At 68.2% G+C, this 16,387-nt stretch carries 14 protein-coding genes and 1 pseudogene; 9 read left to right on the forward strand and 6 right to left on the reverse strand.

Annotation, left to right across the window (positions count from 1 at the left end):
- Positions 1–45: 45 nt before the first annotated feature.
- Positions 46–510 (forward strand): annotated as a pseudogene (locus DWG18_RS03390) (SET domain-containing protein-lysine N-methyltransferase); the annotation flags it as partial.
- A gap of 247 nt (positions 511–757) precedes the next feature.
- Positions 758–3,034, forward strand: a complete 2,277-nt coding sequence (locus tag DWG18_RS03395) for a DUF5916 domain-containing protein (RefSeq protein ID WP_115648010.1) — start codon at positions 758–760, stop codon at positions 3,032–3,034.
- Here DWG18_RS03395 and DWG18_RS03400 read toward each other — a convergent pair.
- Positions 3,016–3,438 carry a putative toxin-antitoxin system toxin component, PIN family gene (locus DWG18_RS03400; protein WP_162823683.1) on the reverse strand — a complete coding sequence of 141 codons (423 nt, stop codon included), beginning with the start codon at positions 3,436–3,438 and terminating at the stop codon, positions 3,016–3,018. The genes DWG18_RS03395 and DWG18_RS03400 overlap by 19 nt on opposite strands.
- Positions 3,439–3,467: 29 nt before the next feature.
- The gene (locus tag DWG18_RS15205; protein WP_162823684.1) at positions 3,468–3,854 is read right to left on the reverse strand and encodes a hypothetical protein; all 387 of its coding nucleotides are present in this window, start codon (positions 3,852–3,854) and stop codon (positions 3,468–3,470) included.
- Here DWG18_RS15205 and DWG18_RS15210 point away from each other — a divergent pair.
- Entirely contained in the window at positions 3,853–4,290 is a 438-nt protein-coding gene (locus DWG18_RS15210; protein ID WP_162823685.1) for a hypothetical protein, read from the forward strand. The two genes, DWG18_RS15205 and DWG18_RS15210, sit on opposite strands and share 2 nt — an antisense overlap.
- On the opposite strand, the gene DWG18_RS03410 is transcribed toward DWG18_RS15210, so the two are convergent.
- A complete protein-coding gene (locus DWG18_RS03410) occupies positions 4,207–4,770 on the reverse strand; it encodes a DUF1439 domain-containing protein (RefSeq protein WP_115645424.1) in 564 nt (187 codons plus the stop codon). The two genes, DWG18_RS15210 and DWG18_RS03410, sit on opposite strands and share 84 nt — an antisense overlap.
- Before the next feature lie 182 nt (positions 4,771–4,952).
- Between DWG18_RS03410 and DWG18_RS03415 the strand changes: the two genes are divergently transcribed.
- Both DWG18_RS03415 and DWG18_RS03420 read left to right on the forward strand, forming a co-directional pair.
- Positions 4,953–5,432, forward strand: a complete 480-nt coding sequence (locus DWG18_RS03415; RefSeq protein ID WP_115645426.1) for a CHRD domain-containing protein — start codon at positions 4,953–4,955, stop codon at positions 5,430–5,432.
- A gap of 117 nt (positions 5,433–5,549) precedes the next feature.
- Positions 5,550–6,224, forward strand: a complete 675-nt coding sequence (locus tag DWG18_RS03420; protein ID WP_115645428.1) for a glycine zipper 2TM domain-containing protein — start codon at positions 5,550–5,552, stop codon at positions 6,222–6,224.
- Between the two features lie 71 nt (positions 6,225–6,295).
- On the opposite strand, the gene fusA is transcribed toward DWG18_RS03420, so the two are convergent.
- Positions 6,296–8,338 (reverse strand): elongation factor G, encoded by a 2,043-nt coding sequence (gene fusA / locus DWG18_RS03425; protein ID WP_115645430.1) that lies wholly within the window; start codon positions 8,336–8,338, stop codon positions 6,296–6,298.
- Positions 8,339–8,625: 287 nt separating this feature from the next.
- Here fusA and DWG18_RS03430 point away from each other — a divergent pair, with 287 nt between their 5' ends.
- The gene (locus tag DWG18_RS03430) at positions 8,626–9,057 is read left to right on the forward strand and encodes an OsmC family protein (protein ID WP_115645432.1); all 432 of its coding nucleotides are present in this window, start codon (positions 8,626–8,628) and stop codon (positions 9,055–9,057) included.
- 31 nt (positions 9,058–9,088) lie between these two features.
- Here DWG18_RS03430 and DWG18_RS03435 read toward each other — a convergent pair whose 3' ends face one another.
- Entirely contained in the window at positions 9,089–9,964 is an 876-nt protein-coding gene (locus DWG18_RS03435; protein WP_115645434.1) for a PhzF family phenazine biosynthesis protein, read from the reverse strand.
- A 17-nt stretch (positions 9,965–9,981) separates the two neighbouring features.
- Positions 9,982–10,842, reverse strand: coding sequence for a PhzF family phenazine biosynthesis protein (locus DWG18_RS03440; protein ID WP_115645436.1), 861 nt, complete (start codon positions 10,840–10,842; stop codon positions 9,982–9,984).
- 164 nt (positions 10,843–11,006) lie between these two features.
- Between DWG18_RS03440 and DWG18_RS03445 the strand changes: the two genes are divergently transcribed.
- The 3 genes from DWG18_RS03445 to murD are packed head-to-tail and all read left to right on the forward strand — an operon-like array spanning position 11,007 to position 16,351.
- On the forward strand, positions 11,007–13,601 hold the full coding sequence (locus tag DWG18_RS03445) for a bifunctional aspartate kinase/diaminopimelate decarboxylase (RefSeq protein WP_115645438.1): 2,595 nt from the start codon (positions 11,007–11,009) through the stop codon (positions 13,599–13,601).
- Positions 13,594–14,952 (forward strand): UDP-N-acetyl-alpha-D-muramoyl-L-alanyl-L-glutamate epimerase, encoded by a 1,359-nt coding sequence (gene murL / locus DWG18_RS03450; RefSeq protein WP_115645440.1) that lies wholly within the window; start codon positions 13,594–13,596, stop codon positions 14,950–14,952. Before DWG18_RS03445 ends, murL begins: the two co-directional genes overlap by 8 nt.
- Entirely contained in the window at positions 14,933–16,351 is a 1,419-nt protein-coding gene (gene murD / locus DWG18_RS03455) for a UDP-N-acetylmuramoyl-L-alanine--D-glutamate ligase (protein WP_115645442.1), read from the forward strand. Before murL ends, murD begins: the two co-directional genes overlap by 20 nt.
- The last annotated feature ends 36 nt before the right edge of the window (positions 16,352–16,387 follow it).

Genomic DNA, 16,387 nt, shown 5'->3' on the forward strand with positions numbered 1-16,387 from the left:
CGGTGGGCACGGCAGAATGCGGCTCCCCTTCATCCGGTCCACCGCATGCCCAGCAAGATCGTCGCCCGCCGCTCCGCCATCCACGGAACCGGTGTGTTCGCTACCGCGCCGATCGCCAAGGGCGAGCGCATCATCGAGTACCGCGGCGAGCGCCGCACCCACGACGACGTCGACAATGGCGACGAAGGTTCGGCGGATTCGGGCCACACCTTCCTGTTCACGCTCAACGACGACTACGTGATCGACGGCAACCGCAAGGGCAGCGTCGCGCGCTGGATCAACCACAGCTGCTCGCCGAACTGCGACTCGATCATCGAGGAACACGACGGCGACGACCGCACGAAGGACCGCGTCTTCATCGAAGCCAAGCGCGCGATCAAGCCGGGCGAGGAGCTGACCTACAACTACGGCATCACCCTCGGCGAGCCGCACACGCCGAAGATGAAGAAGATCTGGGGCTGCCGCTGCGGCTCGAAGAACTGCACCGGCACGATGCTGCAGCCCAAGCGCAAGCCGGCGACGGCCGCCAAGCCGGCGCCGAAGGGCCGCTCGAAGGCCGCGTCGAAGAAGGGCGGTTCGAAGGCGGGCACGCGCGCGTCGACCGGCCGTGGTACCGGCGCCCGCAAGCGCGCGTAACGCGTCGCGATGCGTCGTCAGGCCATCGCCTTGCCATGACCTATGACAGTCGGCCGCCTCCGGGCGGCCGACTAGTCTTCGGGCTCCTTCGGCCCATCGCGCGCCGTACCGGATGCCCCGCATGTCCGCCTTTCCCCGCGCCGCCCTGGCGCTCGCCGTTCTGGCGTCACTGCCGTCGATCGCAATCGCCGCCAGCGACGTGAAAGTCGATGGCCACATCGACCCCGCCGAATGGGCTGATGCACAGCACGTCACCGACTTCCGCTTGACGCAGCCGCTGTCGCGCGCTCCGGCACCGCTGCCGACCGAGGCGTGGTTCAAGGCCACGCCCGAGGGCCTCGCGATCGCGTTCCACAACACGCAGCCCGCCGGCGTGCCGCGTCGTCGTGACCGCGCGCAGCGCGACCAGGGCGGCCCGTTCGATCGCGTGAACCTGTACGTCGATTTCGATGGCGACGGTCGCACCGGCTACAACTTCACCGTGCTGCTGTCGGACAGCATCATCGATGCCGTCATCACCAACGAGAACCAGTTCAGCACCGACTGGGACGGCAACTGGAAGCACGCCGTCAGCGAGGATGCGGAAGGCTGGTCCGCCGAGATGCTGATCCCGTGGTACACCGCGCCGATGCGCGATGCGCAGGGCGATACGCGTCGCATCGGCATCGTGCTCGATCGCGTGACCGGCGCCACCGGGGAGCGCGCGAGCTGGCCCGCGGTGAGTTTCACGGAGCCGCGCTTCCTGTCCGTATTCGAGAAGGAGCAGGTGCCGAAGTACAGCCAGTCGCTGCTGGCGATCACGCCCTACGTGGTGGGCGTGTACGACAACGTCGCGCACAAGGCCGACTTCGATACCGGCGCGGACATCTTCTGGAAGCCCAGCGGCAAGTTGCAGCTGTCGGCGACGCTGAATCCCGACTTCGGCCAGGTCGAAAGCGACCAGCTCGTCGTCAACTTCAGCGCGATCGAAACCTTCTTCAGCGACAAGCGCCCGTTCTTCACCGAGAACCAGAGCTTCTTCGACGTCGCATTCGGCTCGCTCAACAACGCGAACCGGCTGATCTACACGCGGCGCGTCGGCGGCACACGCGATGACGGCCAGGGCGCCGGCGACGTCACCGCCGCGGTGAAGCTCAACGGCAGTGCCGCCGGCATCAACTACGGCGTATTCGCGGCGACCGAGGCGGACGAGGTCGGCCGCGACTTCTACGCCCTACGCGCGACCAAGGACCTGCAGACGCAGGGCTTCGGCGCGATGGTCACACGCGTGGACCGTCCGTTCCTCGACCGCGTCGCGAACGTCGCCGAGTTCGATCATCGCTGGACGCCGTCGGACGCGATTTCCGTGCGCACGACCGTGGTCGGGTCGGACGTCGACCAGGCGGGGCAGTCCATCCGCGACAGCGGCGCGCAGATGAAGCTCGACCAGGATCTCGGCAAGGGTTGGCGCCAGCAGCTGTACCTGCTGCATCTGGGCGACCATCTGCAGCTCAACGACTTCGGCTATCTCGAGCGCAACAACTTCAACTATGGCCGCTACGAAATCTCGCGGCGCTTCACCGATCTGCCCAAGGAGTCGAGCTACGCCAGTCACCAATGGCGCGCCGCGGTGTCGCATCGCGCGAACGACGACGGCCTCAAGATCGCCGATGCGTGGTCGGTCAACCGCACCAGCGACATGCGCGATGGCGGCAACGAGTTCTTCGAGGTCGCGAGCTTCACGCCAGGCCACGACGATCTGGTGACGCGCGGCCACGGCATCGTGCGCATGCCGTCCAAGCTCTACCTGTTCTACGAACGCGGCATTCCGCGTCGCGGTTCGTGGGGCTTCTACTGGAATTCGCGCTACGCGGCGGAGAGCCTGGGTGGTTGGGACCACGGCTCAATTTCGCTCGACGTCGAACCGACGTACTACATCAGCGACCACGCCAACGTCGGCCTGACGATGGAGGTCAAGCACGATCCGGGGCTGCTGCTCTGGCATCCCGAAGCGGTGAGCGGTGTGCCGTCGCTGGCGACGTATCGCGTCAACCAGATCTTCTTCGCTGCGGGCGTGACCTGGCTGATCGACAACAAGCAGGAACTGCGCGTCCGACTCGAGGCGATCGGCCTCGACGCACGCGCGCCGCAGAGCTACGACCTCGCCGCCGATGGCACGCCGATCCCGGTCGCGTCGCGCCACCAGCCGTTCGGCCTGAGCAACATGGGCTTCCAAGTGCGCTACCGCTACGAACTCGCGCCGCTGTCGAACCTGTACATCGCTTACGTGCGCGGCGGCGGCCTGTTCGAGGAGCCGACATTGGGTGATGTCGACGCCTCGGGTCGCCTGCGTGATGCGTTCGACCTGCGCGACAGCGAGCAGCTGCTGGTGAAGCTCGCCTACCGCTTCGACATCTGAGCCGAGACGTCGCGCCACATCGAGGGTGCGACGACAGCGACGCCATGCTCGCGCGCCATCCGGCGCGCCATGCGCAGCAGTTCGGCGTCGCGCGTGAGCAGGGCATCGGCGCGCGCGGCGACGGCGATCTCGAGAAACATCTGGTCGTCGGGGTCGCGGCAGCGCGGCAGTGTCATCGCCGGCACGTCGATACACGTTGCGAGTCGACGTGTGACGTCGAGATGCGAACGCGCGGCGGCTTCGTCGAGCCGCAACACCCCGTAGCGCAGCACGCGTTCGAGCTCAGCGATCGCGCGGTGGTCGGTGACGATGCGAACGCTGCCATCGCGCGCCGCGTCGGCGAAGCCTGCGAGCGACGGGTCGGTAAAGACCAGCAGGTCCAGCCACGCGTTCGTGTCGAGCACGAACGTCGTTGCGGTGGGCGCGGCGTCGATCAGGGGGTGGCGTCGCGGGTGGTGGCGGAATAGATCCGCCAGGCGCCGGCCGGCGTGCGTTGCAGCGTGTAGGCGGCCTGCACGTGGCGATCGCTGCCATCGTCAGCCTTGCCGCGTACATCGACCGGGACGGTCACGCGACCGCTCGCGTCCGCCGCCGGCGAGCCGACCGCGACGTTGAACGTGGTGCCGCGCGCGATCTGCAGCACGCTGGAGTCGTTCGGCGTCGTCGCCCACAGAGCCTGCGCGCGCGCCGGCGCGTTGGCACCGAGTGCGGCCATGTACTGGTTGACGACGGAGGACGCAGCGGACGCGTCAGCGAGCGTGACCGTCGGTGCCGAGGTCGCTGCGGGTGCAGTGGTCGGCGTCGTGGCAGGGGGCGTCATGGCTGCTGCCGTCGCGTCCGTGTCGGTCGCCACACCCGCGTCGACCGGGGTCGGCAGTGCATTCGGATCGGTGGTGGCGTCCGTCGATGCAACGGCCGTTGCATCCGTCGGCGTGGCTTCCGCGGCGGGCGCTTCGACCGCTGGCACCGTGGCGCTGGGCGCCGGCGGTTCCGTCGGCATGCCGGTCACCGCAGTGCCGGGTGCCGCGGCCGGCGTGGGCAATGTGTTCGCGGGCGTGCCGTCGTCGGCAACGGGCGGAACGGCATTTTCGTTCGTGGCGCCGCCGCCGCGGCCGCAGGCAGTCGCCGCAAGGGAAAGAAGCATCGCGAACGCGATGCGCATCGACCGGCGATCACTCGCCGAGTTGCACGACCACCTGGCCATCCTGAATCTTCGTCCCCTCGATCCGGCGCGCACCGAGGCGCCCGATCAGTGAATCGTCGAACTGGTAGACGGGTTCCTTCTGCGCCCAGTCCGACACCCAGTCGTTGAGCGCGCTGCGCAGCGTGTCGCCCATGCGACCGCCGAGCGAGGCGACCTCGACCTTCTCGATGCGCGGCTCGAACAGATGCAGGCCGCGCGTCGCCGGATCGTAGCGCAGGGCGCTGGACAGCGTGAACGAACCATCGGGCGTCCGGCTGGGTTGACCGAGTGCAGCCGCCGCCACGTCGAACTCGACCTGCAGCCGGCGCTCACCCGGCGGAATGGACAGGCGCGGGTTCATCAGCGTCAGCGTGACCAGGCCGCCGAGCTTCGAATAGTCGTGCGGAAACTTCTTGGTCAGCTTCTGCTGGATCTGCTGCTGCGAGAACGCGATCGTGTCGGAGCCGAGCAGGGCACCGACGGTGGAACAGGCGGACGTCAGAAACAGCGCGGCGGAGGCCGCGAAGACGAGGGCGGGTACGGCTTGGCGCATGGGCGGGCTCCACGGAGTACCGCAGAACCTTCCGGCCGGCGCAGTGAACGCGAGGTCACTGGTCCACCGCCGCGTGAAGTGGTCACGTAACTGCACGACGGCCGTCGGATGCGGCGCGCATTTCACGTGGCCATGGCGCTCGACGGCCTACTTCGGGAAGCGTCCGTACCCGGAGCTGGACCATGCGTCTGTACGCCGCCTTCCTCATCGTGCTGCTCGGCCTGCCCACGGTGGCGGGTGCGCAACCCGTGCAGCCTGCGCAGCCCGTGCACATGCAGGGCAAGTTCGCGCTGGTGCGCGCGCCGGAGGGCGATATGCGTCCGCCCACCGGCGAAGTGCGTGCCACGCTGGACACCAACAACGACATCCGCATCGACCTCGTCGTCGGCGGGCTGACCGAACGCGCGACATCGGTGACATTGCACACGGGCACGGCGGCCGGCGACAACACCGGGCAGGTCGCGCGTCTCGATGTCACCGTCGACGGCCAGGACGCACGCATCATCGGTGGCACCGCGTCGCTGACGCCGGCAATCGCACAGCAGGTGCGCGATGGCGAAGCGTTCGTCGTGCTGCGTACCAATGAGCATCCCGATGGCTTCCTGCGCGCGCAGCTCGCGCTGCAGCCGCGCACGCTGGGCGCCACAGCCAACGGGCCCTGACGTCGACGCCGTGTAAACGCCGGCTGAGCGCTGGACGAAAACCCCGTCGGGTTCAGGATGCATTGCGAGCATCGACCCGAGGATGCGCCTGCGCCATCCCGGCGTGGGAGCTCCTTGATGAAGCACGTCACCGCCACCGTTCTCGCGCTCGCCCTGACCGCCGCCGCGGGCACGGCGTCGGCACAGCAGTATTCCTCGTACCCGTCGTCGGGCGCGTATCCGTCGCAGGGCGGATACTCCGACTACGCACGGGTCATCCGCGTCAATCCGGTCTATGACCCGCGCGGCAGCTATGCGGCCAGCACCGGCGGCCAGCGTTGCACCGAGAGCCGCACGTACGCCGGTAACGATCCGTATTACGACGGCTACGATCGCAATGGCGATGGCTATCGCGACGACCAATACGCCAGCAACGGCTATGACCGCTACGGCAACCCGATCCGTCAACCCACGCAGGTCGGCAGCACCGCGGCGACCGTCATCGGTGGCATCGTCGGTGCGGTGGTCGGCAGCCAGGTCGGCGGTGGCAGCGCGCGTTATGCGACGTCGGCGATCGGCACGATGGTCGGCAGCCAGGTCGGCAAGCAGATCTACGACAACGCGCATCGCCAGCCCGCGCGCGTGGGCCACGTGACCACCTGCGATCCGATGCCGATGGGCGCCTACGAAAGTGGCCGCAACGTCCAGGGCTACGACGTCACCTACGAATACGGCGGCCGCCAGTACACCACGCGCACCAGCTACGACCCCGGCAGCCGCATCCGCGTTCGCGTGGATGTGCGTCCGGAATAACCGGGTAGAACACGAAGGGCCGGCGCGATGCCGGCCCTTTTTCTTTGTGCGATCGATAGGCGCGTTGCGCGTCAGTCCTCCTCGACTTTCGGCTTGAAGCTGTCCGCGAGCTTCTGCTGCACGTTCGCCGGCACCGGCTCGTAGTGGCTGAAGTCCATCGAGTAACGCCCGCGACCGGCAGTGATCGATTTCAGCTCCGCCGCGAAGCCGTCGAGCTCCGACAGCGGCACCTGCGCCTTGACGATCACCTCGCCGCGCGTGCTGTCGGTGCCGAGGATGCGCGCGCGTTTGCCAGCGAGATTGCCGCTGACGTCGCCCATGTTCGTCTCGGGGGCGACGACTTCCAGGTCGACGATCGGCTCCAGCACCTGCGGTTTCGCTTTCAGCACCGCGTCGACGAACGCGCGCTTGCCGGCGGTGACGAACGCGACTTCCTTGCTGTCGACCGGATGGTGCTTGCCGTCATAAACCACCACACGCACGTCCTGCAGCGGATAGCCGGCGAGTGCGCCGGCCGCGAGCGCCTGCCGCACGCCTTTTTCGACGGCGGGAATGAACTGGCCGGGGATCGTGCCGCCCTTCACCTCGTCGGCGAATTCGAAACCGGTGCCGCGATCAAGTGGTTCGATGCGCAGGAACACCTCGCCGAACTGGCCCGCGCCGCCGGTCTGCTTCTTGTGGCGGTGATGGCCTTCCGCGCGCGCCGACACGGTCTCGCGGTACGCGATGCGCGGCGGGTGCGACTTCACTTCGACGCCGTACCGCTCCTTCAGGCGATCGAGGTTGATGCGCAGGTGCAGGTCGGACAGCCCGCGCACGATGGTCTCGTTGGTCTCGGTGCTGTGTTCGACCTGGAAGCAGGGGTCTTCTTCCGCCAGCTTGTGCAGTGCGGTCGCGAGTTTCTGCTCGTGGCCCTTGCTGGCGGCATCGACGGCGAGACCGAACATCGGCTTGGGAAAATCCAGCGGCGCGAGGTGGATCTGATCCTCGTCGTGGCTGTCGTGCAGCACGGCATCGAAGTGCAGTTCGTCGACCTTCGCGATCGCCGCGATGTCGCCGGGAATCGCCTGATCGACCTCGACATGATCCTTGCCGCGCAGCTTGAACAGATGGCCGACCTTGAACGGCTTCTTGCCATCGTCGACGAACAGCTGCGTGTCTTTCTTTACTGTTCCCTGGTAGATGCGGAACACGCCGAGCTTGCCCACGAACGGGTCATTGATGATCTTGAACACGTCGGCGATGACGTGCGCTTTCGGATCGGGCTTCGCTTCGATGCGCTGTGCGTCCGCACCGCTGCCTTTGACGAACGCCGGCGGGTTCGCTTCGCCCGGATGCGGGAACAGACGTTCGGCGACGTCGAGCAGTTCGCGCACGCCGGCACCGCTGCGTGCGGAGCAGAACAGGACCGGCACGAGGTGGCCTTCGCGAAGGCATTGCTCGAACGCGTCGTGCAGCTCGTCACCGGACAGGCCCTCCTCGCCGAGATCGAGGTAGTGCTCCATCACCGTCTCGTTGATCTCCACCACCTGGTCGATGATCTTCTGGTGCCAGTCGGCGACCGGCCCGAGATCGCTGTCGCCCGTGTTCGATCCGAAGCAATCGACTACCGACGTGCCGCCGTTCGCCGGCAAATTGATCGGCAGGCATTCGGGGCCAAACGTCTCGCGGAGTTCGTCGAGCAGGGCACTGCAGTCGCCACCGTGATCGATCTTGTTGACGACGATCGCGCGGCAGAGCTTGCGGCCTTTCCCGTACTCCATCATGCGACGGGCGCCGTATTCGACGCCCGCATCGCATGCCACGACGATCGCGGCGGTTTCCACCGCCGCAAGTGAAGCCAGGGCAGGGCCGCGGAAATCCGGGTAACCGGGTGTGTCGATGAGGTTGACGTGGATGCCGGCGTGATCGGTGCTGGCGATGCCGACATCGAGCGAATGGCCGCGTTGTTTCTCGACCGGGTCGAAATCCGACACCGTGCTGCCGCGCTCGATGCTGCCTGCCGCCTGGATCGCGCCGCCGGCATGCAGCAGGGCTTCGAAAAGCGTGGTCTTGCCGGCGCCGGGGTGGCCTGCCAGGGCCACGTTGCGGATCTGTTCTGTGCTGTAAGCCATGTCGGAAGCTCCTGTGGGGGAAGGGAGCAGCCGTCGGGCGGGGCGTCGATGTCGGCGTCATGTCCGGCCGCAACGCGGGCCGCGAAGCGGTCCGGCGTGCGCCGTCATGGCTGTCCGCGCAGCGCGCCTTCGCAGTGCGAGGCGGGCCGTCATGGCGGGGCTGGGGTCACCATAGCGCGGGGGAACCGAGGCGTCGCGTTGCGTTGCACAAGCGACGACGGATGGCGCTCACGGCGGTTTAGCGCGCCACCCGTAAGGTGCGGACTCCCTGTTCACGAGACGACCCGATGGCCATCACCCGTCATGCCACCGCGCGCTGGGAAGGCGACCTCAAGTCCGGCGTCGGCCGGCTCAACACGCCGCAGAGCGGGCTGTTCCAGGACACGCGCTACGGCTTCAACACCCGCTTCGGCGACGAGAAGGGCGCGAATCCGGAGGAACTGATCGCCGCCGCACACGCCAGCTGCTTCGCGATGGCGCTGTCGGCCAAGCTCACCGAGGCCGGCCACCCGCCGACCTTCATCGAGTCGCGCGCGAACGTCGAGCTGTCGATGGACGGCGGCCCGCATATCACCGGCGTGAAGTTGAGTGTGCGCGGCGAGGCGCCCGGGCTGTCGCAGGACGAGTTTGCGCGCTACGCCGAGGACGCCAAGGCGAACTGCCCGATCTCGAAGGTGCTGGCGGCGGTGCCGATCTCGCTCGAAGTGCAGTCGGCCTGAGCGCTGCGCGCCACCGCGCATCGGCGTCGCGTCACCAGTCGATGGTGCCGGTGACGACGGTGCGCACGTGGCCGCCGGACCAGACGTCCCCGGCTTCGTCGACGTGCAGCTGCAGGCGGGCGTCGAAGCCGACCTCGCGGCCCTGGCTGACGACGTAGCGACCATCGCGACCGGGTAGGCGATCGTTCTGCGCGAGCCACGCGGCGAGCGTGGCGTTCGCCGCGCCGGACGCGGCATCTTCGAACTGCGAGGTGGAACCCACGAAGGCGCGAACCACGAGGTCGTAATCCGCGGCTTCATCCGCCTTCGCGAATGCACACACGCCCATGCTTTCGGTGCGCGTGGCGAGCTGCGAAATGGCGCCCCATGCCGGTTCCAGCCCGCGTAACGCGGCCTCGCTTTCCAGTTCGACCAGCCACCAGCGACGCCCGCCGTCCATCAGCGCCGCTGGCAACGCGCCCAGGCGCATGCCGGCGATGGCGCGGACGATGCGTGCGTCGTTCGCCGCCACCTGTTCGACGAGCCGCGCGCGCGGCGTGCGCACGGCGATCGTGCGCGAGGCCCCTTCGCCGTCGACCCGCAGCGGCAGCAGGCCGGCGATGCCTTCCTGCACCAGCACGCCGTCGCGCGGCGTCGCCAGGCCGGAATTCAGCACCACGGCCGCGGTGCCGACGCTCGGATGTCCCGCGAACGGCACTTCGCGACGCGGGCTGAAGATGCGGATGCGATAGCTCGCCTCGGGCGACGTCGGCGGAAACACGAACGTGGTTTCCGGCAGCCGGGTCCAGCGCGCGATCGCCTGCATCGTCGCATCGTCGAGACCATCGGCATCCGGAATGACGGCCAGCGGATTACCGGCGCCAGGGCGGTCAGCGAACACGTCGAGCTGTACGTAATGTCGTTTCATGGGCTCAAGGAGACCGCTCACCACGTGACGGTGCCGCGCACCACGGCCTGCACGCGACCGCCGATCCAGACCTCGCCATCGGTGTCGACCTGCACTTCGACGCAGCCGTCGCGACCGACTTCGCGGCCCTGGCTGGCGACGTAGCGACCGCCATGCGCGACGCGGCCGGCTTCGGCCAGCGCTGCGCCGATCGCCGCGTTGGCGCTGCCGGTCACCGGATCCTCGGGAATGCCGTCGGCCGGGCAGAACGCACGGACCACCACGTCGTAATCGCCGCCGGCGTCGGCCTTCGCGAACACGGCGAGGCCGACCGCGGCGTCCGCGGTCAGCGCGGTGATTGCCGCGAGGTCCGGCGCCAGGCCGCGCACGGCGGGCTCATCGGCCAGCTCCACCACCCACCAGCCCGGACCATTCGTCCACAGCGCGGCGGGCAAGGCGCCGCGCGCGACATCCGGCAGCGCGGCGGCGAGTCGCGCCGGCGCATCGGCCGGCGACACGACGCGACGGGCCCGCGGTGCACGCACGCGGATGGCGCGTTCGGTGGTCACGTCAACCGGCAGCCGTCCGGCCGCGCAGTCCTGCACCAGCGAGGTGGCGTGGATCGGCACGAGCCCGCTCTCGATCGCGGCCCACGCCGCGCCCACGCTCGGATGCCCGGCGAACGGCAGCTCCTGCCGGGGCGTGAAGATGCGCACGCGGTAGTCCGCGCCTTCGCCGGGCGGGAGCAGGAAGATCGTCTCGGACAGGTTGGTCCAGTTCGCGAAGGCCTGCATCGCGGCGGTGTCGAGGCCCTCGGCGTCGATGACGACGGCGAGCGGATTGCCGGCGCCGGGGCGATCGGCGAAGACGTCGAGCTGCAGAAAGCGGCGCTGCGTCATGGGAAGCGTGACGGGCGTGGTGGGGAGGCGCATTGTGGCCGGCCGCGCGCGGCCCGTCATCGAATAAAATCGCGCGCTCTCATGAGCATGCGTCATTCGCCCCCGGCGAGGTCGCGTGCTCCGATTCCCGCTCCGCGGCGCCCGCCGCACCTCCAGGAAACCTCGTGACCGCTTCGACGCGCTGGGTCGTACTCAAGTTCGGGGGCACTTCGGTGTCGCGCCGGACCCGTTGGGACACCATCGGACGACTCGCGGGCAAACGTGCGAAAGACGAGAACGCGCGCGTGCTGGTGGTGGTGTCGGCGCTGTCCGGCGTGACGAACGAGCTGCAGGCGATCGCGAATGCGGGCGCGGGCGAGGTGACGGACGCGAAGGTGGCCGCGCTGATCGCGCGTCACCGGGAGTTCGCGGCCGAACTCGATCTCGACGCGGACGCGGTGCTCGGCGAACGTCTCGCGGCGCTGCAGGCGCTCGCGCGCGATCCGCGTGCGACGGCCCGCGCGCTCGACTGGCAGGCCGAGGTGCTGGGGCAGGGCGAGCTGCTGTCGTCCACGCTCGGTGTTGCGTACCTGAAGTCGCAGGGTCTCGACATCGGCTGGTGCGACGCGCGCCAGTGGCTCAACGCCGTCGCGCTGCCGAACCAGAGCGATTGGGCTGGCCGCCTCTCAGTCAATTGCCACCACCGCACCGACGCCGAGTTCGCTGCACGTTTCACCACGCAGCCGTCGACGATCGTTCTCACGCAGGGTTTCATCGCGCGTCATGACGATGGCGGTACGGCGATCCTCGGCCGCGGCGGTTCCGACACGTCCGCTGCGTACTTTGGTGCGCTGCTCGGCGCGGCACGCGTCGAGATCTGGACTGACGTCCCCGGCATGTTCAGCGCCAACCCACGCGAAGTGCCGGACGCACGCCTGCTCGCACGCCTTGACTACGCCGAAGCGCAGGAAATCGCGACCACCGGCGCGAAGGTGCTGCATCCGCGCTCGATCGGCCCGTGTCGCGATGCGAATGTCGCGATGGCGATCCTCGATACCGAACGCCCCGATCTTCCCGGCACGCGCATCGACGCGACCGCAGCGACGGTCCCGGGCGTCAAGGCGATCAGCCGACGCAACGGCATCGTGCTGGTGTCGATGGAGTCGGTGGGCATGTGGCAGCAGGTCGGCTTCCTCGCCGACGTGTTCGAGCGATTCAAGAAGCACGGCCTGTCGATCGACCTGATCGGTTCGTCGGAAACGAACGTGACGGTGTCGCTCGATCCGAGCGAGAACCTCGTCACCACGAACGTCTTGAGCGCGTTGAGCGAAGACCTGGCCGAGGTCTGTCGCGTCAAGGTGATCGCACCGTGCGCGGCGATCACGCTGGTCGGCCGCGGCATGCGCTCGCTCCTGCACAAGCTGTCGGACGTGTGGGCGACGTTCGGTCGCGAGCGCGTGCACCTGATCTCGCAGTCGTCGAACGATCTCAACCTGACGTTCGTCGTCGACGAGGCCGACGCGGAAGGCCTGCTGCCGACGCTGCATGCTGAGCTGGTGCGCGGCGGTGCGATGCCGGTGCTGGACGAGAGCGTGTTCGGCCCCGCGTGGCGCGATGTCGTGCACGGCCGTCCGGCACGTGCAACACCGTGGTGGGTCACGCGTCGCGATGCGTTGCTCAAGCGCGCGGAGGCCGGCACACCGCGTTACGTCTATCACCTGCCCACGGTGCGCGAACGTGCGCGTTCGCTGCTCGCTGGCAACGTCGTCGACTGCGGCTTCTACGCGCTCAAGGCGAATTCGCATCCGGCGATCCTCAAGGCGCTCGAAGCGGAGGGTTTCGGCTTCGAGTGCGTGTCGATGGCGGAAGTCGACCACGTACGCACGACGCTGCCGTCGCTCGATCCGGCGCGCATCCTTTTCACGCCGAGCTTCGCGCCGCGTCGCGAATACGAGGCGGCGTTCGCAGCCGGCATCAATGTCACGCTCGACAGCATCGAACTGCTGCAGCGTTGGCCGGACATCGTGCGCGGTCGCACCGCGTGGTTACGTCTGGATCTCGGCCACGGCGACGGACACCACGAAAAGGTGCGCACCGGTGGCGCCGAAGCGAAGTTCGGCCTTCCGATCGCACGTTTCGACGCCTTCATGCGCGAAGCGCGCGCGCTTGGCCTGCGCATCAGTGGCCTGCACGCGCACCTCGGCAGCGGCATCGACGATCCGGCGCACTGGCGCGAGGTCTACGGCACGCTCGCGGCGCTCGCCGATGCGAGTGAAACGGTCGATACGATCGACATCGGCGGCGGTTTCCCCGTGCCGTACACGCCGGATGCCCGTCCGTTCGATCTCGACGCGTGGCGTGCCGGCGTTCGCGATATCAAGACGGCGTATCCGCGTTGTCGTGTCGCGATCGAGCCGGGCCGTTTCTTGGTCGCCGAAGCCGGCGCGCTGCTGTTGCACGTCACGCAGGTGATCGAGAAGGACGGCATCCGCCGCATCGGTCTCGACGCCGGCATGAATGCGCTCGCGCGGCCCGCGATGTACGACGCCTACCACGGCATCCACAACCTCACGCGCATCGACGACACGTCACTCGACACGTTCGACGTGGTCGGCCCGATCTGCGAAAGCGGCGACGTGCTCGGTCGCGGCCGGCGCATGCCGTCGACGACGGTCGAGGACGATGTCGTGCTCATTGCCGACGCCGGCGCCTACGGCATGGCGATGGCGAACACCTACAACCTGCGGCCGCTGCCGGCCGAGGACATTCTCGATGACTGATTGGCGCTTCTCGCGCGACGCGATCCAGGCCTTTCGCTTCGTCCGCTGTGATTTCGACGCGGCGACGGGCGTGGCCCGGCTCGTCTATGCCTTCGACGACGGCCCGGAGCTGGTCGAAACCGTCACGATTCCGGGCGCGCCGTTCGCGCTGGATGCGGCGCGCGCCGAAGCTGTGCAGCGTGCACTTCGTTTGCTGCATCTCATCGCCGGCGTCAGCTATTACAAGGCGGCGGTGCCGAAGACGATCCGCATCGACGGCTATGCCATCGATGCGGCCACGGCGTCGCTGCTGACCGAGGTTTACGAGAACGGTCTCGGCGAGTTCGCGTATCGCAACGGCCTGCATCTGCGCGGCACGATCCGGTTTCCCTCGGTCGATGCGTCGACGAACGCGGCTCCTGCGCTCGGCCTGCGCGAACACGCGCTGACCGCGATCGGCGGTGGCAAGGACTCGCTGGTGAGCATCGAATCGCTGCGCATCGCAGGCGTTGACCAGACGGTGACCTGGATCGGTGGCTCGCAGCTCATCGCCGCCTGCGCCGAACGCACCGGCCTGCCGACACTTAACATCGGCCGCCAGCTCGCGCCCCAGCTGTTCGAGTACAACCGCAGCGGCGCGTGGAACGGCCACATCCCGGTGACGGCGGTGAACTCGGCGATCCTCGCGCTCGCCGCACTCGTGCTCGGCGTCGCCCAGGTCGTGTTCTCGAACGAGCGCTCGGCCAGCTACGGCTCGATGATCGAGGGCACGGGTGAGGTCAACCATCAGTGGTCGAAGGGCTGGCAGTTCGAACGCGACTTCGCGGCGCACCTGCGTTCGCATGTGGCGGCCGACCTTCGCTACTACTCGCTGCTGCGTCCGTTGAGCGAGCTCGCGGTCGCGCGCCAGTTCGCGAAGTCCGATCGCTACGACCAGCATTTCTCCAGCTGCAACCGCAACTTCCACATCCTCGGCGAGCGCCCGGCGCAACGCTGGTGCGGCATCTGCCCGAAGTGCCACTTCGTCTTTCTCGCGCTCGCGCCGTTCATGAGCAAGCCACGGCTGGTCGGCATCTTCGGGCGCAACCTGTTAGACGAGCCGTCGCAGACGGGCGGTTTCGACGCGCTGCTCGAATACCGCGACCACAAGCCGTTCGAGTGCGTCGGCGAAGGACAGGAATCGCGGGCCGCGATGGCCGCGCTCGCACAGCGCCCCGAATGGCGCGAGGACGCGATCGTCGAACGTTTCGACCGGGAGATCCTGCCGCAGCTCGCTGACGTTCCCGCAGTCGATTCGTTGCTGACCATCGACGGCGAGCACGGCATTCCCGACACGCTCTGGGCCCGCCTGCGTGCGCATTTCGCAGCTTGACGGCCAGCGCGTCGCGCTCTGGGGTTGGGGCCGCGAAGGCCGCGCGGCCTATTGCGCGATTCGCTCGCGACTGCCCGCGCTTCCATTGACGCTGTTCTGCTCGGCCGATGAAGCGATTGATGCGGCATCGCTCGGTGATTCGAATCTGGCGGTGTCGACGACAGTCGATGGCGATGCACTCTCCAATTTCGACATCGTCGTGAAGTCGCCGGGCATCAGCCCGTATGGCGAGGCGGCGTCGCAGGCGGCGTCTGCGGGCGTGCGGCTCATCGGCGGCACGTCGCTGTGGTTCGGCGAACACGCGGGCGACGACGGAGTGGTCGCGAATACCGTGTGCGTGACGGGCACCAAAGGCAAGAGCACGACCACCTCGCTGCTCGCCCACCTGCTGCGCAGTGCAAGTCGGCGCACGGCGCTCGCCGGCAACATCGGTCTGCCGCTGCTCGAGGCGCTGGATCCACGGCCCGCGCCGGACACCTGGGCGATCGAACTGTCGAGCTATCAGACGGGCGATGTCGCCGCGAGCGGCGCGCGACCTGCCGTCGCTGTCGTGCTCAACATTTTTCCTGAGCACCTCGACTGGCACGGCTCGCACGCGCGCTACGTCGACGACAAGCTGCGGCTCGTCACCGGTGCGCATCCGCGCATCGCGGTGCTCAACGCGGCGGATCCCATTCTCTCCACGTTGAATCTGCCCGACGACGTCGCCGTGCGCTGGTTCGGCGACGCGCGCGGCTGGCATCTGCGCGAGGACATGCTGTATCGCGGCGACGAGCCGGTCATGGATACGCGTGGCCTGCCGCTGCCGGGCCGCCACAACCGCGGCAACCTGGCGGCGGTGCTGACTGCGATCGAGGCACTCGGCATCGACGCGCGACCGCTGGCGAAGGCCGCGTTCGACTTCAAGCCGCTCCCGCATCGCCTGCAGACGCTCGGCGAGCGCGAGGGTGTCACCTACGTCAATGACTCGATCAGCACGACGCCGCACGCGACATTGGCGGCGCTCGACTGTTTCGCGGATCGCGATGTCGCGGTGCTGGTTGGCGGCCACGATCGCGGCCTCGACTGGTCGGACTTCGCCGCTGCGATGCGAACGCGCGCGCCGAAGGCGATCGTCACGATGGGTGCGAATGGTCCGCGCATCCATGCGCTGCTCGCGCCCGTTGCGGCAGAAGCGGGCTTCGATCTGAGTGAAGCGTCCGATCTTCGCGGCGCGATGACGCGTGCGCGCGAGGCGCTGCAGCGCGCGGGCGCGACGTCGCCCGTCGTTCTGCTGTCGCCCGGTGCGCCGAGCTTCGGCGTCTGGCGCGACTACGTCGACCGCGGTCGCGACTTCGCGCGTCGCGCGGGTTTCGACCCGGAAAGCATCAGCGCGATCCCGGGCATCGGCATCATCTGAGCCTCCACCCGCTTTGATCGCGGGACGCGCTACGCT

The organism is Lysobacter sp. TY2-98 (assembly GCF_003367355.1).
GTDB lineage: Bacteria > Pseudomonadota > Gammaproteobacteria > Xanthomonadales > Xanthomonadaceae > Cognatilysobacter.